This window comes from Parvibaculum indicum, from assembly GCF_011762095.1.
Classification (GTDB): domain Bacteria; phylum Pseudomonadota; class Alphaproteobacteria; order Parvibaculales; family Parvibaculaceae; genus Parvibaculum; species Parvibaculum indicum.
In genome coordinates, this window is the sequence record NZ_JAASQO010000005.1 from 60320 (window position 1) to 85679 (window position 25360).

The window sequence follows — 25360 nt, forward strand, 5'->3', positions numbered from 1 at the left end:
TTGACTTGATCGCCCCCAAACCCTAGTTTCCGCCCACGTTTTTCGGGACATTGCCGTTTTCCCGACCCGCCCCAGGCGTTTTGCCGGGGTCCCCCTCCGCCGACGATATTCGTTCGCGGAGGCGATTTTGCTTTGTGATACCGGAACTTGAAGGCTGAAAGGGCCCCATGTTCGAAAACCTGTCAGGCCGTCTGGGCGACGTCTTCACCAAACTCAAGGGCCGCGGCTCGCTGAGCGAGAAGGATGTCGACGAGGCGATGCGCGAGGTGCGCCGGGCCCTGCTGGAGGCCGATGTCGCGCTGCCGGTCGCCCGCTCCTTCATCGACAAGGTGAAGGCGCGCGCGGTGGGCGCGGAAGTGCTGCGCTCCGTGACGCCCGGCCAGCAGGTCATCAAGATCGTCCATGACGAACTGGTGGAGATGCTGGGTGGCGAGGGTGTCGATACCTCGATCTCGCTCGCGGCAGCGCCGCCGGTCTGCATCATGATGGTGGGCCTGCAGGGGTCCGGTAAGACGACCTCTACGGGCAAGATCGCCAAGCGCCTGACCGAGCGCGACAAGCGCAAGGTGCTGATGGCCTCGCTCGATACGCGCCGCCCCGCCGCGCAGGAACAGCTGAAAGTGCTGGGCGAGCAGACGGGGGTGGCGACGCTGCCCATCGTCGAGGGCCAGCAGCCCGTCGCCATCGCCAGGCGCGCCATGGAGGCGGCCAGACTCGGCGGCTACGACGTCGTCATGCTCGATACGGCGGGCCGTATCCATATCGACGAAGAGCTGATGGCCGAGGTCGCGCAGGTGCGCGATGCGACCCATCCGCACGAGACGCTGCTCGTCGCCGACAGCCTGACCGGGCAGGACGCGGTCAATGTAGCGGAGAACTTCAAGGACCGGATCGGCGTTACCGGCATCGTCCTGACCCGTGTCGACGGCGACGGGCGCGGCGGCGCGGCGCTTTCCATGCGCGCCGTCACGGGCGTGCCGATCAAGGTGCTGGGCACGGGCGAAAAGCTCGATGCCGTCGAGGATTTCAAGGCCGACCGCGTGGCGGGCCGCATTCTCGGCATGGGCGATGTCGTGTCGCTGGTGGAGAAGGCCGCGGAGACGATCGACGCCGACAAGGCGAACAAGATCGCCGAGAAGATGCGGAAGGGGCAGTTCGACCTGGACGACATGGCCGAACAGCTCAAGCAGATGGGCCGCATGGGCGGCATCAAGGGCGTGCTCGGCATGCTCCCCGGTCTGTCGCCGAAGCAGATGGCCGGCGCCAATATGGACGACAACGTCTTCAAGCGTCAGGGCGCGATCATCTCCTCCATGACCAAGGCGGAGCGCCGCAACCCCAAGCTCCTCAATGCCAGCCGCAAGAAGCGCGTGGCGAAGGGGTCGGGCACGGATGTTTCGGAGATCAACAAGCTTCTGAAAATGCACCGCCAGATGGCCGATCTGATGAAGCAGATGGGCAAGCAGAAGGGCGGCGGCATGCTGGGCAAGATGTTCGGCGGCGGCGGGATGCCCGAGCTTCCGCCCGAGGCCGCGCAGGATCCGGACGCGATGAAAAAGCTCATGGATCAGGGCGGCGGCGCGACGGGTGGGGGCTTGCCGGGTCTTCCCGGCGGTATGCCGGGCGGCATGGGATCTGGCGGCCTTCCGGGCCTTCCCGGCGGCGGCTTCGGCGCACCGGGCGGCGGGCGCAAGGCGACCAAGAGCCCCAAGAAGAAGCGGCGTAAATAGATTTTCGTGTTTCGGGCCCGCCTATACCGGGCCTTTCAGGATCAACAGATTATCCGCTGCAAGCACAACAAGGCAGCGGCAAGGTTCAACGAAGGAAGTAGAACTATGGCACTCAAGATCAGGCTTTCCCGTGGTGGCACCAAGAAGCGCCCCATCTATCGCATCGTCGTGGCCGATACCCGGTTCCCGCGCGATGGCCGCTTCATCGAGAAGATCGGCACCTACAATCCGATGCTCGCCAAGGACAATGAGCAGCGCATCGTGCTCGATGCCGAGCGCGCCAAGCACTGGCTCTCCAATGGCGCCCTGCCGACCGACCGCGTCGCGCGCTTCCTGACGGATGCCGGCCTCTGGGAGCGCAAGCCCAGCAACAATCCGCAGAAGGCCAAGCCGAAGGCGAAGGCGCAGGAACGCCTCGAAGCCGCCCGGATGGCCGAAGAGGAAGCGGCCGCCGCCGCGGCAGCGCCCGCCGAAGAGGCGCCTGCCGAGGAAGCTCCCGCGGAAGAGGCCGCCGGCGAAGAGCAGGCCGAGGCCTGATCTCTTGCCATGTGAGCGCTGCGCGGAGATCGCCTCATGAGTACGGACAAAAAAGTCTGTCTCGGCGTCGTCGCCGGCGCACACGGCGTGCGCGGCCAGGTCCGGGTGAAGTTCTTCACGGAGGCGCCCGACGGCGTTGCGGCCTATGGGCCGGTGGAGACGAAAGACGGCAGCCGCAGCTTCGGGATCGTCTTCAAGGGCGTCGCCAAGGGCCTTGCCCTTTGCGCGCTGGAGGGCGTCACCGACCGCGACGAGGCGGAAGCGCTCAGGGGCACGGAGCTTTACGTGTCCCGGGAGCGGCTGCCCGAGCCGGATGAGGATGAAGACGGCTGGTATTACGCCGACCTGGTCGGCCTGGCGGTCATCGGTGTCGACGGGACGCGTTATGGCAGGGTCGCTGCGATCCAGAACTTCGGCGCGGGCGACCTGCTGGAAATTTCGCCGGAAGGCGGCGGCGCCACGGTGCTGATGCCCTTCACGGCGGAGAATGCGCCGGAGGTGGATATCGAAGGCGGGAAGATCGTGATCGACCCGCCGATCGGCACCTTTGGCGACGAAGAGGGTGGCGACGAAGAAGAGGAGGCGGCGGATGAATGAGGCCGGCGTCTCCGATCCGGAAAGAATATGGGAAGCCGACGTGCTGACCCTCTTTCCGTCCATGTTTCCCGGCCCGCTCGGCATTTCGCTGGCGGGGCGGGCGCTCGAAGAGGGCACATGGCGGCTCAGGGCTGTGGACATTCGCGGGTTCGCGAGCGATAAACACCGCAGCGTTGACGATACGCCGGCAGGCGGCGGTCCGGGCATGGTGATGCGGGCCGACGTGGTGGCGGCGGCGGTGGATGCGGTGCATCGGCCGGAAAGCGCCAAGCCCTTGATTTATTTGAGCCCTCGGGGTAAGCCGCTGACCCAGAAACGGGTCCGGGAGCTGGCCGCCGGGCCCGGTGTGACGCTTCTGTGCGGGCGTTTCGAAGGGGTGGATCAGCGCGTGATCGAGGCGCGGTCCATGGAAGAGGTGAGCCTCGGGGATTTCGTGCTCTCCGGCGGCGAACCGGCCGCGATGGCGCTGATCGATGCCTGTGTAAGGCTGTTGCCCGGCGTGATGGGCAGCGGGCTTTCGGGCGAGGACGAGAGTTTCGAGAGCGGGTTGCTTGAATATCCGCACTACACCCGGCCTTCGGTTTTCGAAGGACGGGAGATTCCGGCGGTTCTGACCTCCGGCGACCATGCAAAGGTTAACGCGTGGCGCAGAGAGCGGGCCGAGGAGCTGACAAGAACGCGGCGACCGGACCTTTGGGAAAAATTCCTCACGGAATCGCCCAAAGGTGGTCGCCATACGGATTAAAACGTGATAGTGAACCGCGCTTCCGGAGGCATTTTGCCCGGAAGGCCTTCACATTCGAGGTTGATCGTTATGAATATCATCCAGCAGCTCGAGCAGGAGCAGATGGCGTCGCTGGCAGCGAGCAAGGACGTTCCGGATTTCGCGCCGGGCGACACGCTGCAGGTCAATGTGAAGGTGGTGGAAGGCTCGCGCGAGCGCCTTCAGGCATTCGAGGGCGTGTGCATTGCGCGTTCCGGCTCGGGCCTGCAGGAAAACTTCACCGTCCGCAAGATTTCCTATGGCGAAGGCGTGGAGCGCGTCTTCCCGGTCTACAGCCCGCTTGTCGCCTCGATCAAGGTGCTGCGCCGCGGCCGCGTCCGTCGTGCGAAGCTCTATTACCTTCGTGGCCTGCGCGGCAAGGCGGCCCGAATTACCGAGAAACAGGACAATAAAGCCCGTCGCGAAGACAAGAACGGCGCCGCCTGATTTCGGCCGCTCTCACAGAGCAGAAAACCATCTTCGAAAAGCGGGCAGGGCGCCGGAGCGCCCGGGCCCGCTTTTTTCGTTCCGGGATGCGCCCCATATCCAGCGCATTCCGACATGCCTTTGAAAATATCGGCGCGTAAACAGACCGCGCCGGAGACGACAGAGAGGATTGGAGCCATGGCGCCCCGCACCATGTACGACAAGATCTGGGATGCCCATCTGGTGGAAGAGCAGGAGGACGGAACGTGCCTCCTCTATATCGACCGGCATCTGGTGCATGAAGTCACCAGCCCGCAGGCTTTCGAGGGCCTGCGCATGGCGCATCGCCAGGTGCACCGGCCCGAGCGCACGCTCGCGGTTGCCGACCATAATGTGCCGACCACCGACCGCTCCAAGGGCATTGCCGACCCGGAATCCAAGCTCCAGGTCGAGACGCTGGAACACAATGCCAAGGATTTCGGCGTCGAATATCTGGAGATGGCCGATATCCGCCAAGGCATCGTGCATATCGTCGGGCCGGAACAGGGCTTCACGCTGCCGGGCACGACCATCGTGTGCGGCGACAGCCACACCTCCACGCATGGCGCTTTCGGCGCGCTGGCGCATGGCATCGGCACGTCGGAGGTGGAGCATGTGCTCGCCACCCAGACGCTGATCCAGTCCAAGGCCAAGAACATGCGCATCAATGTGGTGGGCAAGGCGCCTGAGGGCTTCACGGCCAAGGACATCGTGCTCGCGATCATCGGCGAGATCGGCACGGCGGGCGGCACCGGCTATGTGATCGAGTTCGCGGGCGAGGCGATCCGCGACCTTTCCATGGAAGGCCGCATGACCGTCTGCAACATGACGATCGAAGGCGGTGCACGCGCCGGCATGATTGCGCCGGACGAAAAGACCTATGCCTATCTGGAAGGCCGCCCGCGCGCGCCCAAGGGGAAGGCGTGGGAAATGGCGGTCGAGTACTGGAAGACGCTGCCGAGCGACGAAGGCGCGGTGTTCGACAAGGAAATCACCATCGACATCGCCGATTTGCCGCCGCTCGTCACCTGGGGCACCTCGCCTCAGGACGTCGTCAAGGTGACGGACAAGGTGCCGGACCCGAAGGACCAGCCGGACGAGCATCGCGCCCGCGCGATGCAGCGCTCGCTCGACTATATGGGCCTCACGGCGGGTACGCCGATGACCGAGGTCAAGATCGACCGCGCCTTTATCGGGTCGTGCACCAATGGCCGTATCGAAGACCTGCGCGCCGCCGCTGTCATTGCCCAGAAGGCGCTGGACAAGGGCCTGAAGGTGGCTTCCACCGTCGGCGCGATGGTGGTGCCGGGATCCGGCCTCGTGAAGGAGCAGGCGGAGAAGGAAGGTCTCGACAAGATCTTCATCGAAGCGGGTTTCGAATGGCGCGAGCCGGGCTGTTCCATGTGCCTGGCGATGAATGCCGACAAGCTGGAGCCGGGCGAGCGTTGCGCTTCTACCTCCAACCGCAACTTCGAGGGCCGTCAGGGCCGCGGCGGGCGCACGCATCTCGTCTCGCCCGCCATGGCGGCGGCGGCGGCGATCGCCGGCCATTTCGTCGATGTGCGCGATTTCGACTGATTGAACGGGAACAGCAGAAGATGGAAAAATTCACCAAACTCGAAGGCGTCGCGGCGCCGCTGGACATGATCAATGTCGATACCGACATGATCATCCCCAAGCAGTTCCTGAAGACGATCAAGCGCACCGGGCTCGGCAAGAACCTGTTCGACGAAATGCGCTATGACGACGACAAGAAGGAAATCCCGGACTTCGTGCTGAACAAGCCGGCCTACCGGAATGCGCAGATCCTCGTGACCGGCGACAATTTCGGCTGCGGCTCGTCGCGCGAACATGCGCCCTGGGCGCTGCTCGACTTCGGTATCCGCTGCATCATCGCGCCGAGCTTTGCCGACATTTTCTATAACAACTGCTTCAAGAACGGCATTCTGCCGATCGTGTTGCCGCAGGAAGAAGTCGATAAGCTGATGGACGATGCCGAGCGCGGTTCCAACGCCGTCGTTACCGTCGATCTCGAAGCGCAGGAAATTCGCGGGCCGGATGGCGGCGTCATCAAGTTCGACGTGGACCCCTTCCGCAAGCACTGCCTGATGGAAGGCCTCGACGATGTCGGCCTGACGCTCCAGAAGGAAGACGAAATCGCCGATTACGAGACGAAGCAGAAGGAAGTTCAGCCCTGGGTCTGATCCTGCCAGGCGCCGTCCGCACCACGACAAGAAAACGAAAGACCGAGTATGAGCAAGAAGATCCTGATCGTCGCCGGTGACGGCATCGGCCCGGAAGTGATGGGCGAAGTCGAGCGCGTCATCGCCTGGTACAACGACAAGCGCGGTTTCGGTGCCGAAATCGAGAACGAGCTTGTCGGTGGCTGCTGCTACGACGCGCATGGCGTGGCGGTGACCGACGAGACGGTCGAGAAGGCAAAGGTGGCGGACGCCGTGCTGCTCGGCGCGGTGGGCGGCCCCAAATGGGATAACGTGCCTTATGAGGGGCGTCCGGAAGCCGGTCTCCTGCGCCTGCGCAAGGATCTCGAACTTTTCGCCAATCTGCGTCCGGCGCTCTGCTTTTCCGCGCTTGCCGATGCCTCGTCGCTGAAGCGCGAGATCGTCGAAGGTCTCGACATCATGATCGTTCGCGAGCTGACAGGCGGCGTCTATTTCGGCGAGCCGAAGGAAATCACCGACCTCGGCAATGGCGAGCGGCGCGGCGTCGATACGCAGGTCTATACGACGGGCGAAATCCGCCGTATCGCGGAAGTCGCCTTCGATCTTGCCCGCAAGCGCGACAATCGCGTCATGTCGGTCGAGAAGCGCAACGTCATGAAGTCGGGCGTGCTCTGGTACGAAGAGGTTGCGAAGCTGCACAAGGAGAAGTTCTCCGATGTGACGCTCGAAAACATGCTGGCCGACAATTGCGCCATGCAGCTCGTGCGCAACCCGAAGCAGTTCGACGTCATCGTCACCGACAATCTCTTCGGCGACGTGCTTTCCGATATCGCGTCCATGCTCACCGGCTCGCTCGGCATGTTGCCGTCGGCTTCGCTCGGCGCAAAGGATGCGAACGGCAAGGCCTGCGCGATGTATGAACCCGTCCACGGGTCCGCGCCGGATATTGCGGGCACGGGTGCTGCGAACCCCATCGCCTCGATCCTCTCTTTCGCGATGGCGCTGCGCTACACCTTCGAACTCGGTGCGGATGCCGACTTGTTGGAGAAAGCGGTCGACACCGTGCTGGCCGATGGCCTGCGCACCGGCGACATCATGCAGGACGGCATGAAAAAAGTCGGCACCACGGAAATGGGCGATGCGATCCTCGCCGCGCTCGACAAGCTGAACGGCTGAGGCCTGTTGCAAGGGCCGTTATCGGTCACAATCTAATGACGTCATGGCCCGGCCTGTCCGGGCCATCCACGACTTTCGGCGCGTGCGAAGACGTGGATGCCCCGCATGAAGCGGAGCATGACGGTTCATAGAGGCGCCATTTGGCGCCGGACAGAGAGAAACATCATGGGCTACAAGGTCGCCGTCCTCGGTGCCACAGGCAATGTGGGCCAGGAGATGCTCAACATCCTCGCGGAGCGCGAGTTTCCCGCCGACGAGGTGGTGGCGCTCGCCTCGCGCCGCAGCCAGGGGACAGAAGTCTCCTATGGCGAAAGCACGCTCAAGGTGAAGGCGCTCGATACCTATGATTTCGCCGGCACCGACATCTGTCTGATGGCAACGTCGGGCGAGATGTCGGCGGAATGGGCGCCGAAGATCGCGGCGAAGGGCTGCGTTGTCATCGACAATTCGTCGAAGTGGCGGATGGATCCGGATGTGCCGCTCGTCGTGCCGGAAGTGAATGCCGATGCGATCGCGGGCTACACCAAGAAGAACATCATCGCCAACCCGAACTGCTCCACGGCGCAGATGGTGGTGGCGATGAAGCCGCTGCACGATGCGGCGAAGATCACGCGCTGCGTCGTCTCGACCTATCAGTCCGTTTCCGGCGCAGGCCGGGAGGCGATGGACGAGCTCTTCACCCAGACGCGCTCCATCTTCGTGAACGATCCGAAGGAACCGGAGCAGTTCACCAAGCAGATTGCCTTCAACGTCATTCCCCATATCGACGTCTTCATGGAAGACGGCTCGACCAAGGAAGAGTGGAAGATGGTGGTCGAGACGAAGAAGATTCTCGATCCGAAGATCAAGGTCACGGCGACCTGTGTGCGTGTGCCGGTCTTTGTCGGTCATTCGGAGGCGCTCAATCTCGAATTCGAGCGGGAAATCTCCGACGATGAAGCGCGCGACATTCTGCGCGAGGCGCCGGGATGTCTCGTCGTCGACAAGCGCGAGGATGGCGGTTACGTCACGCCGGTCGAATGCGTCGGCGAGTATGCGACCTATATCAGCCGTCTGCGTGTGGATCCGACCATCGAGAACGGTCTCAACCTGTGGGTCGTCTCCGACAATCTGCGAAAAGGCGCGGCGCTCAACGCCGTGCAGATCGCGGAAATTCTCGGTGCGCGCTATCTGAAGAAGGCGGGCTGAGCCCCCACCTTCTTCGCCGCGCGGGGCATAGTCTGCACACAAACTGTGCAAACTGCTTTAGAAACAGCACTTTACGGGTGAGTTGCGAAGTTTCCTATAAGCGGAAACTTAACGCTTCTCTGCGACGCTTCGTCTGTTGGGACAGTCGGGGGCGCTGCGTTGGAAAGCTTATCTCAATCGATCGACACGACATGGGTGCTGGTGTGCACCGTGCTTGTGCTGCTGATGCAGGCGGGTTTTACCTGTCTTGAATCGGGGCTCGTCCGGGCCAAGAACTCGATCAATGTGGCGGTCAAGAACGTCGTCGATTTCTGCGTATCGGGGCTGGGGTTCTGGGCGATCGGTTTCGGGCTGATGTTCGGGGCGAGCCAGAGCGGGATCATCGGCGCGAGCGAATTTGCGATGGTGGGGCAGGCCGGCGGCGCCGATGTGCTGCCCTGGACCATGGTGTTCTTCTTTTTCCAGCTCGCCTTCTGCTCCACTTCCACCACCATCGTGTCCGGCGCGGTGGCGGAGCGCATGAATTTCCGCGGCTACATCATCACGGCGGCCATTCTCTCCACGCTTATCTATCCGGTCTTCGGCCATTGGGCGTGGGGCGGATTGCTGTTCGGCGAAAGCGCCGGCTGGCTCGAGAAACTCGGCTTCATCGACTTTGCCGGCTCGACGGTCGTTCACTCCGTCGGCGGATGGATCGCGCTTGCCGCGATCATCGTGATGGGGCCGCGTATCGGCCGCTTCGGCAAGGACGGACGGCCTATCGAGCCGCATGATATGCCGATTGCGACGCTGGGCATGTTCCTGCTCTGGATCGGCTGGTTCGGCTTCAACGGCGGTTCCACGCTGGCACTCAATGCGAGCGTGCCGTTCATTCTCGTGCATACGATGCTGGCCGCGGCCGCGGGCGGTTTTGCCGTGGTGCTGATGACGTGGTGGCGCAACGGGCTTCCCCCGGTCGATCAGACCATCAATGGCGTGCTGGCGGGTCTTGTCGCCATCACCGCCAATTGTCATCTGGTGAACACGCCGTCCGCCGTTGTGATCGGCGCCATTGGCGGCATCGTCTCCTATGTCGCCTCGGGGGTTCTCGAGGCGCGCAAGATCGACGACGCGGTGGATGCGGTGCCCGTGCATCTGGCGGCGGGCGTCTGGGGAACGCTGGCCGTGGCGATTTTCGGCGATCCGGCGCAATTCATCGACGGACATACGCGGCTGGAGCAGTTCGGCATTCAACTTCTGGGTGTTTCGGTTGCCGGCATTTTTGCCTTCGGCGCGGGGTTCACCGTGCTGAAGATCATCAATCGCTTCCTGCCGCTCCGCGTCAGCGAGGAGGCGGAACGGATCGGCCTCAATGTGGCGGAGCATGGCGCCTCTTCCTCGCTGCTCGACGTGCTGGGCGCGATGGAAGCGCAGGCCAAGCGCAGCGATTTCTCGCGGCCCGTGCATGTGGAGCCCTTTACCGAAGCGGGCGAGATTGCCGTGCGTTACAATCAGGTACTCGAGAAATTCAATCACGAGGTGACGGAACGCGAGCGCACGGCGGGCGAGCTGCGCGATGCGCGCGACGCGGCGGAGCTTGCCAATTCGACCAAGAGCCAGTTTCTCGCGAATATGAGCCATGAACTCCGCACGCCGCTCAATGCCATTATCGGCTTTTCCGAACTTATGAATGGCGAGCTTTTCGGGCCGATGGGTAATGAGCGCTACAAGGAATATGTCGACGACATTCACAAATCCTCGAACCATCTGCTTTCGCTCATCAACGATATTCTCGACCTTTCCAAGGTTGAGGCCGATCGCTACGAGCTGTACGAAGAAGAGCTCGCGGTCGACCGGGTCGTGGAGAGCTGCAGCCGGATGATCCATCACCGCGCGGCGGATGCCGGCGTCTCGCTCGATGTGCAGGTGGAAGAAAACCTGCCGATGCTGTTCGCCGACAAGCGCGCCATGCGCCAGATCATTCTCAATCTCGTCTCCAATGCGGTGAAGTTCACGCCGCATGGCGGCAAGGTGGAACTTGCCGCCTTCCTCGAGCCCGACCGGCGTATCGCCTTCCGGATCAGCGATACGGGCGTGGGCATCGCGAAGGAAGATATTCCGCTCGCGCTTGAGCCCTTCCGTCAGATCAATCTGGACAGCACAGTCTATGCCGCGGAGGGCACGGGTCTCGGCCTGCCACTTACCCGCGCTCTGGCCCGTCTGCATGGCGCCTCGCTCGTCATCGAATCGGAGCCGAGCCGGGGCACCACCATCACGGTCCGCATGCCCTATACGCGCACCGTGGAGGAAAACGCGCTGCGGGCCACCGCCTGAGCCCTAGCGCAGTGAGGTGAGGCGGGCCTCTTCGTCGGGGCGGGCAATGAATTGCTGCGCTTCCGCCAGCACCAGGTCGGTTCTTTCCCGTGTCACACTTTCGCGCACGATGGCGGCGGTGGATGCTGCGGCCTCGCGCGCAGCCTCGACAAATTCGCCGTGGTGAAGCAGCCGGCCCAGCACGAGCGCACTGAAAAGGTCGCCCGTGCCTTTGGGGGCCGGCTCGAAGCGCAGCGTTTCGACGGCATGGATCCTTTCGCCTTCCCTGATGAGGATGCCGATGCGGCCGGTCGGAGCCGGGGCGGAGGTCAGGCACAGCCGGGCGGGGGCGGCGTCGCGCAACATCTCTTCCGGCGTCGCCTTGCCGGGTGCGCGGCCGGTCAGAAGGGCGAGTTCGAAAAGGTTAGGCGTTGCGATATCGGCCCGTGCGACGAGCGCGGGCATGGCATCCGCCACGCCGGGGGCGGCGTAGAGCCCGGTTTCTTCGTCGCCCAAAACGGGGTCGCAGAGATAGAGTGCCTGTGGATTTGCCCGTTTCAGCCGATCATGCGCTTCCAGAACCGCCTCGGCCTGATCCGGCGCGGCGAGATAGCCTGACGCCATGGCGTCGCAGTGGCCAAGCCAGCCTTTTTCGTCCAGCGAGCGGATGAGCGCGAAAATCTCCTCTGCGGAGAGCGGGCCGCCCGCCGGCGCCCCGTAGCCCGGATGATGGGAAAGGAGGGTGGTCGGCACCGGCCAGACCTCGTGTCCCAGCCTTTGCAGGGCGAAGACACCCGCCGAATTACCGACCGCGCCATATACGACCTGGCTCGATATGCTGAGAATACGGGCCACGCGCTCCTCTCGATCCCCCGTTCCGCCATGTGCGAGGCCAAATGCGGCTTCACACGTGCCGACAGTCTTTATAGTGTCGCCGCATTCTTCACGCGCTATCAAATGGAAGTTCCCCATGGCCGATTTCACCGCCCGACCCCGCCGTTCCGTCCTCTATATGCCCGGCTCGAACGCCCGGGCGCTGGAAAAGGCGAAGGAAATTCCCGCCGATGCGCTGATCCTCGACCTGGAGGATGCCGTGGCGCCCGATGCCAAGGAAGAGGCGCGCCAGCAGGTCTGCGACGCCGTGAAAGCGGGCGGTTATGGCAAACGCGAAATCGCCATTCGCGTGAACGCGCTCGATACGGCCTGGGGCAAGGACGATATCGCCGCCGCCGTCGCGGCCGGGCCGGACGCCATTCTGGTGCCCAAGATCAACACGCCGGACGATGTGACGCTGGCCGAGAGCCAGATGGCGGCCGCCGGCGCGCCGGTGACCATGCAGCTCTGGTGCATGATCGAGACGCCGCTTGCCATGCTCAACATTAAGGAGATCGCGGCCAAGGCCGAGACCTCGCTGCGCATGAATGTCTGGGTGATGGGCACGAACGACATCGCCAAGGAGTTGCGTTGCCAGCATACGCCGGAGCGCATGCCGATGATGACCTCTCTGGGCCTTGCGATGCTGGCTGCGCGGGCTTACGGCCTCGTCATTCTCGATGGCGTGTATAACGACATCAAGGACGAGGAGGGTTTCCTCGCCATTTGCGAACAGGGCCGCGATCTCGGTATGGACGGCAAGACGCTGATTCATCCAAGCCAGGTGGGCCCCTGCAACAAGGTTTTCTCGCCGGATTCCGAAACGGTCGAGTTTTCCCGCAAGGTGATCGAGGCCTTCGACCAGCCGGAAAATCAGGGCAAGGGTGTGCTCAAGGTTGACGGCAAGATGGTCGAGATACTGCACGCGGAGATCGCGCGGCGCGTCGTGAATGTGGCCGACCAGATCGCGGAACTGGAAAAGGGGGCATAGCATGCAAAGCTCTTCGCTCGCGACGGGACTTGCCTGCGGCGCCGCGGTCGGCGTCGGTATCGGCGCGGCCCTGAATGACACCGCGGTGGGCATTGCGATGGGTATCGCAATCGGTATCGTGTTCGCCGCTGCGTTCAACAGGAAGCGACGGAACCAAGAGGATGGCGATGACCAAGACGAATGAAGGCAATTATTTCGAGGACTTCTCGATCGGGCAGGTCATCCACCATGCGACGCCGCGCACGGTGACGGAGGGCGATGTTGCGCTTTATCAGGCGCTGTTCGGCTCGCGTTTCTCGCTGCAATCCTCCGCGGAGGTGGCGCGGCTTTCGGGCTATGCGACAGCGCCGGTCGACGATCTTCTCGCCTTCCATATCGTCTTCGGCAAGACGGTGCCCGATATCTCGCTCAACGCCGTCGCCAATCTCGGCTATGCCGACTGCAAGTTCCACCGGCCGGTGTTTCCGGGCGATACGCTGAGTGCCGACAGCAAGGTCATCGGTCTCAAGGAAAACTCCAGCGGCGAAACCGGCGTCGTCTATGTCCGCTCGACGGGCCGCAACCAGCGCGGCGATATCGTGATCGATTACGTGCGCTGGGTGATGGTGCGCAAGCGCGACAAGGCATCGCCTGCGCCGACGCCGGACGTTCCCTCGCTTCCCGACGTGGTGGACCCGCATCACCTGATCCCGCCATCGGAAACCGATTTTCGTAAATTCGATCTCACGGCTTCCGGCTCGCGGCATCTCTGGGACGACTATGAAGTGGGCGAGAAAATCGACCATGTGGACGGCATCACCATCGAGGAAGCCGAGCACATGATGGCCACGCGCCTTTACCAGAACACGGCGAAGGTGCATTTCAATCAGTTCACGGAGGGTCAGGGCCGGTTCGGTCGCCGCCTGATCTATGGCGGTCATGTGATTTCGCTGGCCCGCTCGCTCTCCTTCAACGGGCTCGGCAATGCGGTGCTGTTCGGTGCCATCAATGGCGGGCGTCATGTTGCGCCCTGTTTTGCCGGCAATACCGTGTTCGCCTGGACGGAAGTGCTGGAGAAATCTGAGCTCGACCGCCGTACCGATCTCGGTGCGCTCAGGCTTCGTACCCTGGCCACCAAGGACGCCCCGTGCACGAATTTTCCCGGTCCGCTCGAGAAGGGTTATGCGGAAGGCGTCATTCTCGATCTGGACTATTGGGTGTTCATGCCGCGGCGCTGATCGCAGGTTAGTGAGGTTTGGATGGCGGAGATCAATGCGGCCGGGCCGAACCCGTTCGGCGACGGGATGGGAAATCCCGCGCTTCGCTCCGGGGCGAGCTCGGATTTCGAGGCGGCGTGGCGCGAAGCCTGTCATGGCCGGGCCGTCCCCTTGCGCAAGGATATCGGCCTCAAGCCCTTCGCGCGGTTTGCCCCCTGGATGGCGATCATCGAGCCGGACAAGCAAAAGCCCGCGCTGCCCTACCGGCTTGTCGGTTCGGGGTTTTTCGATTTCTTCGGCGCGGACCTGACGGGCATGGACTACCTGTCGCTTGTCGATCCGGCGATAGCCTGCGATGCCTATGACAGCGTGCGGGCGCTGATGGCGAAGCCCTGCGGCCTCTGGCAGTTCACGCCGGTGGTGGAAACGAACGGCCGCCGGACCGACTACGAATATACGATCTTTCCCCTCGCCAGAGACGAGGGAGAGGCGGACCAGATCCTCATCTATGTGCATATCGAGCTGACGCCCGCGGATGCGACGCCCGAGGTGCGGATGTTCGAAGGCGCCGCCGTCTGGCGCTGGATCGATGTCGGGCATGGCATCCCGCCGCTGACGTCGCCTTTCTTTTGAACGGTTCATTCGGGCGGCGGGATTGTCGCTGCGGCACGCGGCTTATGTGAGAATCATTCGCAAAAAGAATGAGTTACGGCATCACGTGATGTTTGCGTTGCGACATATCGCGCGGTAAACAACAGCCTCGATACACGACTCCACGCCTTGCCCGGGGCCGGACAGTGCGCGGCGCCCGCCGCGCTTCGGCCAGGGAGTTCTAACGAGGACGAGAAGATGGCTGATACGCAACCGGTTTCACGGCCACTTTCCCCGCATCTGCAGATTTACCGCCGCACGATGACCATGATGATGTCGATCGCGCACCGTATCAGCGGCGCGGCCCTTTACCTGGGCACGCTGATTCTGGCCTGGTGGCTGCTTTCCGTTGCGGCGGGACCCGAGGCTTACTCGTTCTTCGAGAGCTGCATTTCGACCTGGGTCGGCCAACTGGTCCTGTTCGGCTTCACCTGGGCGCTGATGCACCACATGCTGGGCGGTATCCGCCACTTCATCTGGGACATGGGCAAGGGCTTCTCGCTTGGCGTGGCAAATGCCATGGCCTGGGGAACGCTGGTCGGCGGCTTCGTGCTGACTATCTTCGTCTGGTGGATCGGTTACCGCATGATGGGAGCCATGTGATGAGCGATATGCGCACACCCTATAGCCGCGTTCACGGCCTCGGTTCGGCCCGCTCGGGCTCCGGCCATTTCATTCTCCAGCGCGTCACGGCGGTGGCGAACGTCTTCCTCGCCATCTTCCTCATCGCCTCGGTTGTGGCGCTGACGGGCAGCGACTACGAGACGGTCCGCGCCTATCTGGCCAATCCGCTGGTGGTCATCCTCATGCTGGCCCTCGTACTTTCCGGCATCCTGCACATGAAGGCGGGTATGCAGGTCGTCATCGAGGACTATGTTCACGGCGAAAGCGCGAAGTTCCTCGCGCTGATCGGCAACACGTTCTTTTCCTTCCTGGTCGGTCTCGCCTGCGTTTTCGCGGCGCTGAAGATCGGTTTCGGGGCGTAAACGAGAGATCGGGCTCATGGCGGCAGCATCCAACGACTACACATTCAACGACCATACGTTCGACGTCGTGGTGGTGGGCGCCGGCGGCGCCGGCCTTCGCGCGACGCTGGGTTGCGTGGAGCGCGGCCTTTCGACGGCCTGCATCTCGAAGGTTTTCCCGACCCGCAGCCACACCGTGGCGGCGCAGGGCGGCGTGGCCGCCTCGCTCGGCAATATGGGCGAAGACAACTGGCGCTGGCATATGTACGACACCGTGAAGGGGTCGGACTGGCTGGGCGACCAGGACGCGATCGAATATCTCTGCCGTCACGCGCCGGACGCGGTGTATGAGCTGGAACATTTCGGTGTGCCCTTCAGCCGTACCGAAGACGGCAAGATCTATCAGCGTCCCTTCGGCGGCATGACCACCAATTTCGGCGAAGGCATCGCCCAGCGTACCTGCGCAGCGGCCGACCGTACCGGTCACGCCATGCTGCATACGCTTTACGGCCAGTCGGTGCGCCACAAGGCGGACTTCTACATCGAATATTTCGCCATCGACCTCATCATGGACGAAGATGGCGCCTGCCGTGGCGTCGTCGCGCTCGACATGGCGACGGGTGAAATTCACCGCTTCCGCGCCCAGCTCGTCATCCTGGCGACGGGCGGTTATGGCCGCGCCTATTTCTCCTGCACCTCCGCGCATACCTGCACAGGCGACGGCAATGCCATGGTGCTGCGTGCCGGCCTGCCGCTGCAGGATATGGAATTCGTGCAGTTCCATCCGACCGGTATTTACGGCGCGGGCTGCCTCATCACCGAAGGCTCACGCGGCGAGGGCGGTTATCTCACCAATTCGGAAGGCGAGCGCTTCATGGAGCGCTATGCGCCGAGCGCCAAGGACCTTGCCTCGCGCGACGTGGTGTCGCGGTCCATGACCATCGAAATCCGCGAAGGCCGCGGCGTGGGCAAGAACAAGGACCACATCTTCCTGCACCTCGATCATCTCGATCCGGCGGTGCTGAAAGAGCGTTTGCCGGGCATCTCCGAATCGGCGCGCATCTTCGCCGGTGTCGATGTGACGAAGGAGCCGATCCCGGTGCTGCCGACCGTGCATTACAACATGGGCGGCATTCCGACAAACTTCCATGGCGAGGTGCTGACGCTGAAGGACGGCAATCCGGACAGCGTCGTGCCCGGCCTGATGGCGGTGGGCGAAGCGGCCTGCGTGTCGGTTCATGGCGCGAACCGTCTGGGTTCCAACTCGCTGATCGACCTTGTCGTGTTCGGCCGCGCCGCGGGCATCCGCGCCGCCGAACTCGTGGAGAAGGGCGCCTCGCAGCCGGAACTGCCGGCAGGCGCTGGCGACAACTCGATCGCGCGTCTCGACAAGTTCCGCAATGCGAGCGGCTCCACGCCGACCGCCGAACTGCGCGACGAAATGCAGCGCGCCATGCAGGAAGACGTGGCCGTGTTCCGCACCGGCGAGACGCTGGAGCAAGGCCGCAAGCGCATTCAGGAGACGGTGGGCAAGCGCGGCGATCTGCGCGTCAGCGACCGCTCGCTCGTGTGGAACTCCGATCTCATCGAGACGCTGGAATTCGACAATCTCATCATCCAGGCGGTCGCCACCGTGGAAGGCGCGGCCAACCGTCAGGAAAGCCGCGGCGCGCATGCGCGCGAGGACTTCCCGGATCGCGATGACGAGACCTGGATGAAGCATACGATGTGCTGGGTGGACGAGAACGGCCAGGCGACGATCGATTATCGCCCCGTGCACACCTACACGCTTTCCAACGACATCGAATACATCAAGCCGAAGGCCCGCGTTTACTGATCGCGGGAAAGGATCGAAAAGATGGTTCAGCTCAGCCTGCCGAAAAACTCCGTCGTCAAGAAGGGCAAGACCTTCAAGGCCCCGCAGGGCGCCAAGAAGGTCAAGAAGTTCCGCATCTATCGCTGGAGCCCGGATGACGGCGCCAATCCGCGCATGGATACCTACGAAGTGGACATGTCCGACTGCGGGCCGATGGTTCTGGACGCGCTCATCAAGATCAAGAACGAGATCGACCAGACGCTGACCTTCCGCCGCTCCTGCCGCGAAGGCATTTGCGGGTCCTGTGCGATGAATATCGACGGGCAAAACACGCTGGCCTGCACCAAGGGTATCGACGAGGTTTCCGGCGAGGTGCGCGTCTATCCGCTGCCGCATATGCCGGTGGTGAAGGATCTCGTGCCGGACCTGACGAATTTCTATGCGCAGCATGCGTCCATCGAGCCCTGGCTGCAGACGGAAACGACCGAGCCGGCCAAGGAATGGCGCCAGAGCCATGAGGATCGCGAAAAGCTCGACGGGCTTTATGAGTGCATTCTCTGCGCCTGCTGCTCCACCTCCTGCCCGAGCTATTGGTGGAACGGCGACCGCTATCTCGGCCCGGCCGCGCTCTTACAGGCCTATCGCTGGCTGGTGGACAGCCGCGACGAGGCAACCGGCAAGCGTCTCGACGATCTGGAAGACCCTTTCCGCCTCTATCGCTGCCACACCATCATGAACTGCGCGCAGGCCTGTCCGAAGAGCCTGAACCCGGCCAAAGCCATCGCGGAGATCAAGAAGATGATGGTGGAGCGTCAGGTCTGACGGCCTGTCGTGATGCGGCTCGTTCCGCTTCGCGTCTGCTATTCCATACCCGAGGCACTTTGCCTCCGCGCTATGCTCGCCGCCTACGGGATACCGTCGGCGGCGAATGCATTTTGGCATGCCCGGAACAATTGGATGGTGCTCGTCGGGTTGGGCGGTATCGAGGTGCAGGTGTTCGAGAGCGACGCGGATGCGGCGAAGGACCTTGCCGAACCGGTCGATGGTTATTGGGGAGGCCTTGAGTCCGAGGCTTCCGCTCTCAAGCGATCACCGCTCAGTGCGCTTATTGCCCTTTTCTTTCTCTACTATTTCGGCGCGCCGGCGCCGCTCTGGGTCAAGAACAGGCGTTTCCTGTCGGAGATGACCGACTGATCCTCAATCAGCTCAAACCCTTGCCGGGGTCGCTATCGCGCCAGCGGAAGAGGAGGGCGCGGTCGTCCTGATCCCAGGGGTGAAAGCCGGGGCGATACCAGCGCACATAGTCGCGCAGCATGCGCCGCATGAAGCCGGGATAGACCAGCGTGACGCGCAGCATGACGCGCCAGCTTTTCCAGTGCCACTGGATGCCGTCCGTCTTCAGGAAACGCCATGTCACCCAGTAAAGGAAAGGCAGCATGAGCCGCGTCGCAGAAAGGATCCCCGCGATGCGCATCCGGTAGCGGCGGAAGCCGCTCACCTGCATGCAGAAGAGATCGTAGGTCACGGATTTGTGCTCGACCTCTTCCGCGCCATGCCAGATCCACATGCGAACGAGCGGCGGGTAGCCGTTGGCGCGGATATGTTCCGGCCGGTCGAGCAGCTGGTGCGCGAGGATCGCCGTGAAGTGTTCGATGGCCGCGGTGAGCGCAAGATTCTGAAGGTCGGTGCGCCGCGCCTCCATCCGCTTTACCCGCTCGCGCAGTACCTGCGTCACCTCGTCGGCGGGAAAGCCCTGTTCCTGCAATTGGTCGTTGTAGCGACGGTGCTCGCGGGAATGGACCGACTCCTGGAAGAGGAAATCCTTCACCTGCGGTTCGAGCGGGGTGTCCTTCGCCGTCTCTGCAAAGCGGCGCACGGAACGCAGCAGGTAATGCTCAAGCTCTTCGATCGCCAGCGACATGGCGTTGAAGAAGGCCGTCAGGCCCGGATCGTCCGCATACCAGGCGCGCGGAATTTCGCCCATATCGTCATGCCGACGATCCCGGCGGATCATTTCCACTGTGGACGGAGCCTGCGTCACCTGATGCCCTTACCCTCAAGCGCCTGAAATTGTGTGCCCAGAATTACACAGGGCGCATGGCTCGGTCACGTATCTATCTTGAGGGGAGATGTGCGGCCCGCCTTGCCCTCGCTTCCACACATGGGCCAGGCGGACCGCTCGCAGTTTCGAGCTTTCGCGAACGGCCTTTGGCGATCTTGAGGGATGCTGACCGGCCGGGCGAGGGCTCAATAATTCCACGTAGGAATTTCGATGTTCCGTCGCAAGACTAGGGTGGAGGTCTGAAGATCGGGTCAGCGGAACCGTTCGGATTGCATGAGCCGGCTTAACGATCCCTTCATTATGGAATGTTCCGGCGATTTCGAATTTCAGGCTTGAATTTTTTCTATATTTCTATAATTATCAAAATATGAAAATGAAGCTGACCATAGACGCGCTATCCGCGCTGGCCCAGGAGACCCGGCTCGCCATCTTTCGCGCGCTGGTGCGCGCCCATTCTCCGGATGAGGGGAGAGGCGGGCTTGCGGCGGGCGAGATTGCGGAGCGGCTGGGCGTAGCGCCCGCCACGCTTTCCTTCCACCTGAAGGAGCTGGCCCATGCGGGGCTCGTCGTCTCGCGGCGCGAAGGGCGTTCGATCATCTACAAGGCCGATCTTGGCCGGATGAGCGCTGTGATGGGGTTTCTGCTGGAAGATTGCTGCAACGGCGCCTGCGGCACGGTCGCTGCCTGCGCCCCGCAAGAGGAGTGCGTTTCGTGAAAAGACTGCATGTGAGTTTCGGCGTTGCCGATCTCGACAAGTCGATCGCTTTTTATACCACGCTGTTCGGCGAGGCGCCGAGCGTGGTGCGGCCGGGTTACGCCAAATGGATGCTGGACGATCCCCGCGTCAATTTCGTCGTGGAGACCGGATCGGAAACGCCGGGTTTCAACCATGCGGGCATTCAGGTGGAAGAGCAGGAAGAGCTTCATCAAATCTTCGAACGCATGAAGCAGGCTGAAGCGCCTTACCTGCCGGAAGGCGTGACCACCTGCTGCTATGCCAAGTCGGAAAAGAGCTGGACGGCGGATCCCGACGGTGTGGCCTGGGAGGCGTTTCACACGCACCGCCAGATGGAGGAATTCGGCACCGGGCCGGATCTCGCGAAACTCGAACAGGGCGATGCGCCCCTTCCCGCTGCGCCGCGCGGCGTATGCTGTTCGTAAAGGAGAGGTCGAGATGACCCCGCAAGACCCCCAAGAAAAATACAATGTCCTGTTTCTCTGCACGGGCAATTCCTGCCGTTCGGTGATGGCGGAAGCCTATATGAACTCGCTGCCCGGCACGCCTTTCCACGCTTACAGCGCGGGCAGCATGCCGACCGGCGAGGTGAACCCCTACGCCATCGAAACGCTGCAATATGCAAAGGTTTCCACCGAGGGGCTTCGCTCCAAAAGCTGGGACGAGTTCGCGGAACCCGGCGCCCCGCAGATGAATTTCGTCTTCACCGTCTGCGACAATGCGGCGGGTGAGGTTTGTCCGATCTGGCCCGGTCAGCCCATGACCGCGCATTGGCCCTTTCCGGATCCGGCCAGGTTCGAGGGAACGGAAACCGAGACACGGGCTCACTTTCTTGAAGTTTTCCGGCAGATCCGTACCCGGATCGATCTTCTGGTCGCGCTGCCTATCACCTCGCTCGACAGGCTGGCACTCAAGAAGAAGCTCGACGATATGGGACGCTCTCCGGCGGAGGCCGAATAATGGCGGCCGGCGACAAGAAGGCGCGGCTCGGCTTTCTCGACCGCTATCTCACGGTGTGGATTTTCGCCGCCATGGCGCTGGGCGCGGCATTGGGGAGCTTCGTGCCCGGCCTGCCCGCGGCCATCGACGGGATATCCATCGGTACCACCAATATTCCGATCGCGATCGGCCTGTTGCTCATGATGTATCCGCCGCTGGCGCGCGTGCGGTATGAGGAGCTGCATCGCATTTTCGAGGACCGGAAGGTGCTGACCCTGTCGCTCGTGCAGAACTGGCTGATCGGCCCGGTTCTCATGTTCGCGCTGGCGGTGATCTTTCTCCATGACGAACCGGCCTATATGACTGGCCTCATTCTTATCGGTCTGGCGCGTTGTATCGCCATGGTGATCGTCTGGAACCAGCTTGCACGCGGCAGCAATGAATATGTCGCAGGGCTGGTGGCTTTCAACAGTGTGTTCCAGCTCGTCTTTTTCAGCCTGTATGCGTGGTTCTTCCTGTCGGTGCTGCCGCCCCTCTTCGGGCTCGAAGGGCAGGTCGTCGATGTCAGCTTCTGGGTGGTGGCGGGCGCCGTGGCGCTTTATCTCGGCGTACCTTTCGCGGCGGGCTACCTCACGCGGCGGTTCCTGCGTCCGGCCATCGGGGCCGATGCTTACGACAATGGTTTCGTGCCGAAGGTTGCACCGCTGACGCTGGTGGCGCTGCTCTTCACCATCCTCGTCATGTTTGCGATGAAGGGCGACGCCGTGTTGTCGCTGCCCCTTGATGCGATCCGGATAGCAATCCCGCTGGCGATCTACTTCGTCGTCATGTTCCTGGTAAGTTTTGCGATGAGCCGGGCGTTGGGCGCGGACTATCCACGTACCGTCTCGCTGTCCTTCACGGCGGCCAGCAACAATTTCGAGCTGGCGATCGCGGTTGCCATTGCCGCTTTCGGTATCGCCTCGCCTGTCGCCTTTGCGACCGTCATCGGTCCGCTGGTGGAAGTGCCGGTGCTGATCGCGCTGGTGGGCGTTGCGCTCCGGCTGAAGGAGCGCTGGTTTCCGGCAGGTGCCACGCAACCCGCCGAGTGACGGGCAAGCGTATCGCCGGGCAATGAAAAACCCGCGCCCCGATAAAGGGGCGCGGGTCGTTTCGTTTCAAGCGGAAGTTTCGGCGGGCCTTACTCGGCCGGCTGGCTCTCCGGCTTCGGCGCTTCCGTGTCGGCCGGCTCTTCGCTTTCGCCCATGCCTTCGGCGTTCATGGCGTCATTGGCATCCTGGGCGGCGTCTTCCATCGCGTCGCCCGTGGCTTCGGCGGCGTCCTCGGCGGCATCCATGGTTGCCTCGGCCCCGTCCTGGATGGCTTCTCCGGTCGCCTCTGCGGCTTCACCGGCCTGGTCCATCATGCTGTCGCCGGACGTGCTTTCCTCTGCCGCGGGCGCGGCTTCCTCGGCTGCGGGTGCGGCGTCTTCCGCCGGTGCGGCACCTTCATCGGCCGGGGCCATTTCGCTCGTGCCCTGGTCTTCCGTCATCACGTCGTCGGACGGGTTCATCATCTGGTAGCCGATGACGAGAATGATGGCGATCACAATGATCGCGAGTGCGGTCTTTGTGAAATTCGACATATTGCGTTCCTCTCGGCGGCGGCGCCGCCCGTTGGTTATCCCCCGGTTGCGGACTCTCCCTCGCAACCACTCAAGGCCCTGTTCCCCGCTCCAGGGGGCCGTTCGGGCGTCAGAACCGAAATCTTAGTAATGATTTGCAGTGGATTGCCACCGGTAAACGATGAATTCCGGAAAAACATATAGCCTGTGTTGCCGCAGGGGCATTGCGGGGTGGCGGCTCGATCCTGTCGCGAGGCGATGCAACAGCTTGATATGGCTGTTGAAAATATTCGACGCTGCAGTGCAGCGAAGCCACCCGCCCCCTTGTGAGCCGGTAAGGGGGCGGGCTAAACAAAGGCAGTATCAAAACAATAAGGGAGGCCGGAGCCGTAAGGCATCCCGCATATGAGGCGCGCATGGCAAAAGAACTGACGCATTTCATCAATGGCGAGCATGTGGCGGGCGCGAGCGGCCGCTTCAGCGATGTGACGAACCCCAATACGGGCGAAGTGACGGCCAGGACGCCGTTGGCCAGCGCTGCGGAGATGGACAAGGCGGTGCAGGCCGCGGCCGCCGCTTTCCCGGCATGGGCGGCGACCAATCCGCAGCGCCGCGCCCGCGTCATGTTCAATTTCAAGCGTCTGCTCGAAGACAATATGGATGAGCTTGCGGAACTTCTGTCCGCGGAGCATGGCAAGGTGATTGCCGATTCCAAGGGCGACGTGCAGCGCGGCCTGGAAGTCATCGAGTTTGCCTGCGGCATTCCGCATCTCCAGAAGGGCGAGTTCACGGAAGGCGCGGGCCCCGGCATCGACATGTATTCCATGCGCCAGCCGCTCGGCGTGGTGGCGGGCATTACGCCGTTCAACTTCCCCGCGATGATCCCGATGTGGATGTTCGGCGTCGCCATTGCCTGCGGCAACAGCTTCATCTGCAAGCCGTCCGAGAAGGACCCCTCCGTGCCGATCCGGCTGGCCGAACTTTTCATGGAGGCCGGCGCGCCGGCAGGCGTTCTCAATGTCGTCAATGGCGACAAGGAAGCGGTGGACGCGATCCTGACCCATCCGCAGATCCCGGCGGTGAGCTTCGTCGGCTCGTCCGACATCGCGCAGTATGTTTATGCAACGGGCGCGGCGCATGGCAAGCGCGTGCAGGCCATGGGCGGCGCGAAGAACCACGCCATCATCATGCCGGACGCCGACATGGACCAGGTCGTGAACGACCTCATCGGCGCGGGCTACGGCTCGGCGGGCGAGCGCTGCATGGCAATCTCGGTGGCGGTGCCGGTGGGCGAGGAAACGGCGGATCGTCTCGTTGCCGCGCTGAAGCCCCGCGTGGAAGGCCTGAAAGTCGGCCTGTCGACGGAGCCGGACAGCGACTACGGGCCGGTCGTTTCCAGGGCGCATCTGGAAAAGGTGCAGGGCTATATCGATCTCGGCCTCAAGGAAGGTGCGGAGCTGGTGGTCGACGGGCGCGGCTTCTCGCTGCAGGGCTATGAAGACGGCTACTTCATGGGTGGCTCGCTCTTCGACAAGGTGACGCCCGACATGAAGATTTATAATGATGAAATCTTCGGTCCCGTCCTCTCGGTCGTTCGTGCCAAGACCTTCGAGGAGGCTGCCGAATTGCCGACCAGGCATCAGTATGGCAACGGCGTGGCGATCTACACGCGAGACGGCGATGCGGCGCGCAGCTTTGCCAGCCAGGTTCAGGTCGGCATGGTCGGCATCAATGTGCCGATCCCGGTTCCGCTCGCCTACCATACATTCGGCGGCTGGAAGCGGTCCGCCTTCGGCGACACCAACCAGCACGGTACGGAAGGCGTGAAGTTCTGGACCAAGGTCAAGACAGTCACTTCCCGCTGGCCGAGCGGAGTGAAGGAGAACGCATCCTTCGTCATTCCGACAATGGAATAAGCTCTTTCGGAATTTTTGGAATGAACGAATGGCGCTTCCCCCGGGAGGCGCCATTTTCGTATTCTGACCATGGGATCACTTTACATGTCAGAGGGGATGATGCCGGGGAGCAAACTCGAAATCCGTTATGGCTGGAAAAGCGCTCTGCTGGGACTGCTCGGAATCGCCATGGGGATAGGGGCAATCGCCGGGGCGCCGGGACTTGCCCGTATGGAGTGCCATGGCCGCAATGCATGGTTCTGCGAACTGCTGCTCAACCTGCCGGAAACGGGACGGATTGTTTTCTGGGCCGCGTCCGGTCTCTTCTTCCTGTTTGGTGCAACCGTTATTCTCTACAGGGTGTTGAGGGCGGTCCCGGCCCTGTGTCTCGATCGGAACGGCATCTCGTTCCATCAGGGAAGCTCCGTTTTCGTGCCATGGGCGGAAGTGACCTCCCTTTCGCTCTCGCGGCGCTGGGTGGAGCTGCAGATGAAGCGTCCGGTGGAAATCAGACTGTTTGCCGTATGGCCGCGCCATCGCAACAAATTCGTCATTCCCTATTCGGGCGGGCGTGCCTATGTAGACGGCAAGCGCATGTCGGGTAGCGCGCGGGACGTTCTCGGCGAATGGATAGACAGGGTGAAGCAGGGCGTGTCGGTTTCGTGATCCGCGCAGGCAGCCCCGGCGGGAAAACGGGATGGG

The 25360-nt window shown here is 62.7% G+C and carries 28 protein-coding genes; 25 read left to right on the top strand and 3 right to left on the bottom strand.

Annotated elements, in window-relative coordinates:
- Positions 1-167 precede the first annotated feature (167 nt).
- The 10 genes from ffh (at position 168) to amt (ending at position 10952) form a co-directional block, all read left to right on the top strand.
- Positions 168-1730 carry a signal recognition particle protein gene (gene ffh / locus FHS78_RS07800; RefSeq protein ID WP_167092842.1) on the top strand — a complete coding sequence of 521 codons (1563 nt, stop codon included), beginning with the start codon at positions 168-170 and terminating at the stop codon, positions 1728-1730.
- A gap of 105 nt (positions 1731-1835) precedes the next feature.
- Positions 1836-2267, top strand: a complete 432-nt coding sequence (gene rpsP, locus FHS78_RS07805; protein WP_167092844.1) for a 30S ribosomal protein S16 — start codon at positions 1836-1838, stop codon at positions 2265-2267.
- A 36-nt stretch (positions 2268-2303) separates the two neighbouring features.
- Positions 2304-2864: a ribosome maturation factor RimM gene (gene rimM, locus FHS78_RS07810; protein ID WP_167092847.1), complete on the top strand. Its 561-nt coding sequence runs from the start codon at positions 2304-2306 to the stop codon at positions 2862-2864.
- Entirely contained in the window at positions 2857-3609 is a 753-nt protein-coding gene (gene trmD, locus FHS78_RS07815) for a tRNA (guanosine(37)-N1)-methyltransferase TrmD (RefSeq protein WP_167092849.1), read from the top strand. The genes rimM and trmD overlap by 8 nt, the downstream gene beginning before the upstream one ends.
- Positions 3610-3678: 69 nt before the next feature.
- Positions 3679-4074, top strand: a complete 396-nt coding sequence (gene rplS / locus FHS78_RS07820) for a 50S ribosomal protein L19 (protein ID WP_167092851.1) — start codon at positions 3679-3681, stop codon at positions 4072-4074.
- A gap of 177 nt (positions 4075-4251) precedes the next feature.
- A complete protein-coding gene (leuC, locus tag FHS78_RS07825; protein WP_167092853.1) occupies positions 4252-5670 on the top strand; it encodes a 3-isopropylmalate dehydratase large subunit in 1419 nt (472 codons plus the stop codon).
- A gap of 20 nt (positions 5671-5690) precedes the next feature.
- Positions 5691-6296 (top strand): 3-isopropylmalate dehydratase small subunit, encoded by a 606-nt coding sequence (gene leuD / locus FHS78_RS07830; protein WP_167092855.1) that lies wholly within the window; start codon positions 5691-5693, stop codon positions 6294-6296.
- 48 nt (positions 6297-6344) lie between these two features.
- On the top strand, positions 6345-7451 hold the full coding sequence (leuB, locus tag FHS78_RS07835) for a 3-isopropylmalate dehydrogenase (RefSeq protein ID WP_167092857.1): 1107 nt from the start codon (positions 6345-6347) through the stop codon (positions 7449-7451).
- Between the two features lie 165 nt (positions 7452-7616).
- On the top strand, positions 7617-8639 hold the full coding sequence (locus FHS78_RS07840; RefSeq protein ID WP_167092869.1) for an aspartate-semialdehyde dehydrogenase: 1023 nt from the start codon (positions 7617-7619) through the stop codon (positions 8637-8639).
- A 159-nt stretch (positions 8640-8798) separates the two neighbouring features.
- Positions 8799-10952 carry an ammonium transporter gene (amt, locus tag FHS78_RS07845; protein WP_167092872.1) on the top strand — a complete coding sequence of 718 codons (2154 nt, stop codon included), beginning with the start codon at positions 8799-8801 and terminating at the stop codon, positions 10950-10952.
- Between the two features lie 3 nt (positions 10953-10955).
- On the opposite strand, the gene pdxY is transcribed toward amt, so the two are convergent.
- The gene (gene pdxY, locus FHS78_RS07850; protein WP_167092875.1) at positions 10956-11786 is read right to left on the bottom strand and encodes a pyridoxal kinase; all 831 of its coding nucleotides are present in this window, start codon (positions 11784-11786) and stop codon (positions 10956-10958) included.
- A gap of 115 nt (positions 11787-11901) precedes the next feature.
- Here pdxY and FHS78_RS07855 point away from each other — a divergent pair, with 115 nt between their 5' ends.
- The 9 genes from FHS78_RS07855 to FHS78_RS07895 all read left to right on the top strand — a co-directional run bounded on the left by FHS78_RS07855 (position 11902) and on the right by FHS78_RS07895 (position 18617).
- Positions 11902-12795 (top strand): HpcH/HpaI aldolase/citrate lyase family protein, encoded by an 894-nt coding sequence (locus tag FHS78_RS07855; RefSeq protein ID WP_167092878.1) that lies wholly within the window; start codon positions 11902-11904, stop codon positions 12793-12795.
- Between the two features lies 1 nt (position 12796).
- Positions 12797-12979, top strand: a complete 183-nt coding sequence (locus FHS78_RS07860; protein ID WP_167092881.1) for a MotA/TolQ/ExbB proton channel family protein — start codon at positions 12797-12799, stop codon at positions 12977-12979.
- The gene (locus FHS78_RS07865; protein WP_167092884.1) at positions 12963-14012 is read left to right on the top strand and encodes a MaoC family dehydratase; all 1050 of its coding nucleotides are present in this window, start codon (positions 12963-12965) and stop codon (positions 14010-14012) included. The genes FHS78_RS07860 and FHS78_RS07865 overlap by 17 nt, the downstream gene beginning before the upstream one ends.
- Positions 14013-14033: 21 nt before the next feature.
- A complete protein-coding gene (locus FHS78_RS07870) occupies positions 14034-14624 on the top strand; it encodes a PAS domain-containing protein (protein ID WP_167092887.1) in 591 nt (196 codons plus the stop codon).
- A 216-nt stretch (positions 14625-14840) separates the two neighbouring features.
- Positions 14841-15245, top strand: a complete 405-nt coding sequence (sdhC, locus tag FHS78_RS07875) for a succinate dehydrogenase, cytochrome b556 subunit (protein ID WP_167092890.1) — start codon at positions 14841-14843, stop codon at positions 15243-15245.
- Positions 15245-15628 (top strand): succinate dehydrogenase, hydrophobic membrane anchor protein, encoded by a 384-nt coding sequence (sdhD, locus tag FHS78_RS07880; protein ID WP_167092893.1) that lies wholly within the window; start codon positions 15245-15247, stop codon positions 15626-15628. The genes sdhC and sdhD overlap by 1 nt, the downstream gene beginning before the upstream one ends.
- A gap of 16 nt (positions 15629-15644) precedes the next feature.
- Complete coding sequence (sdhA, locus tag FHS78_RS07885; protein ID WP_167092896.1) at positions 15645-17444, top strand: succinate dehydrogenase flavoprotein subunit; 1800 nt, start codon at positions 15645-15647, stop codon at positions 17442-17444.
- A gap of 21 nt (positions 17445-17465) precedes the next feature.
- A complete protein-coding gene (locus tag FHS78_RS07890) occupies positions 17466-18245 on the top strand; it encodes a succinate dehydrogenase iron-sulfur subunit (RefSeq protein ID WP_167092898.1) in 780 nt (259 codons plus the stop codon).
- 135 nt (positions 18246-18380) lie between these two features.
- Entirely contained in the window at positions 18381-18617 is a 237-nt protein-coding gene (locus FHS78_RS07895; protein WP_167092901.1) for a hypothetical protein, read from the top strand.
- Positions 18618-18624: 7 nt separating this feature from the next.
- Here the strand turns inward: FHS78_RS07895 and FHS78_RS07900 are convergent, their stop codons facing one another.
- Positions 18625-19464, bottom strand: a complete 840-nt coding sequence (locus tag FHS78_RS07900) for a metal-dependent hydrolase (RefSeq protein ID WP_167092904.1) — start codon at positions 19462-19464, stop codon at positions 18625-18627.
- 388 nt (positions 19465-19852) lie between these two features.
- Between FHS78_RS07900 and FHS78_RS07905 the strand changes: the two genes are divergently transcribed.
- From FHS78_RS07905 to arsB, 4 genes are read left to right on the top strand one after another with little or no spacing between them, the layout of a single operon-like run.
- Positions 19853-20200: an ArsR/SmtB family transcription factor gene (locus FHS78_RS07905; RefSeq protein WP_167092907.1), complete on the top strand. Its 348-nt coding sequence runs from the start codon at positions 19853-19855 to the stop codon at positions 20198-20200.
- Positions 20197-20646: an ArsI/CadI family heavy metal resistance metalloenzyme gene (locus FHS78_RS07910; protein ID WP_167092909.1), complete on the top strand. Its 450-nt coding sequence runs from the start codon at positions 20197-20199 to the stop codon at positions 20644-20646. The genes FHS78_RS07905 and FHS78_RS07910 overlap by 4 nt, the downstream gene beginning before the upstream one ends.
- Before the next feature lie 13 nt (positions 20647-20659).
- Complete coding sequence (locus tag FHS78_RS07915) at positions 20660-21181, top strand: arsenate reductase ArsC (RefSeq protein ID WP_167092912.1); 522 nt, start codon at positions 20660-20662, stop codon at positions 21179-21181.
- On the top strand, positions 21181-22251 hold the full coding sequence (arsB, locus tag FHS78_RS07920) for an ACR3 family arsenite efflux transporter (protein WP_167092915.1): 1071 nt from the start codon (positions 21181-21183) through the stop codon (positions 22249-22251). The genes FHS78_RS07915 and arsB overlap by 1 nt, the downstream gene beginning before the upstream one ends.
- Positions 22252-22340: 89 nt before the next feature.
- Here the strand turns inward: arsB and FHS78_RS07925 are convergent, their stop codons facing one another.
- The gene (locus tag FHS78_RS07925) at positions 22341-22784 is read right to left on the bottom strand and encodes a hypothetical protein (RefSeq protein WP_167092917.1); all 444 of its coding nucleotides are present in this window, start codon (positions 22782-22784) and stop codon (positions 22341-22343) included.
- Between the two features lie 395 nt (positions 22785-23179).
- On the opposite strand from FHS78_RS07925, the gene FHS78_RS07930 reads away from it, so the two are divergent.
- Together FHS78_RS07930 and FHS78_RS07935 are read left to right on the top strand one after the other, a co-directional pair.
- Complete coding sequence (locus tag FHS78_RS07930) at positions 23180-24679, top strand: CoA-acylating methylmalonate-semialdehyde dehydrogenase (protein WP_167092920.1); 1500 nt, start codon at positions 23180-23182, stop codon at positions 24677-24679.
- Positions 24680-24763: 84 nt separating this feature from the next.
- The gene (locus FHS78_RS07935) at positions 24764-25324 is read left to right on the top strand and encodes a hypothetical protein (RefSeq protein WP_167092923.1); all 561 of its coding nucleotides are present in this window, start codon (positions 24764-24766) and stop codon (positions 25322-25324) included.
- Positions 25325-25360 lie beyond the last annotated feature (36 nt).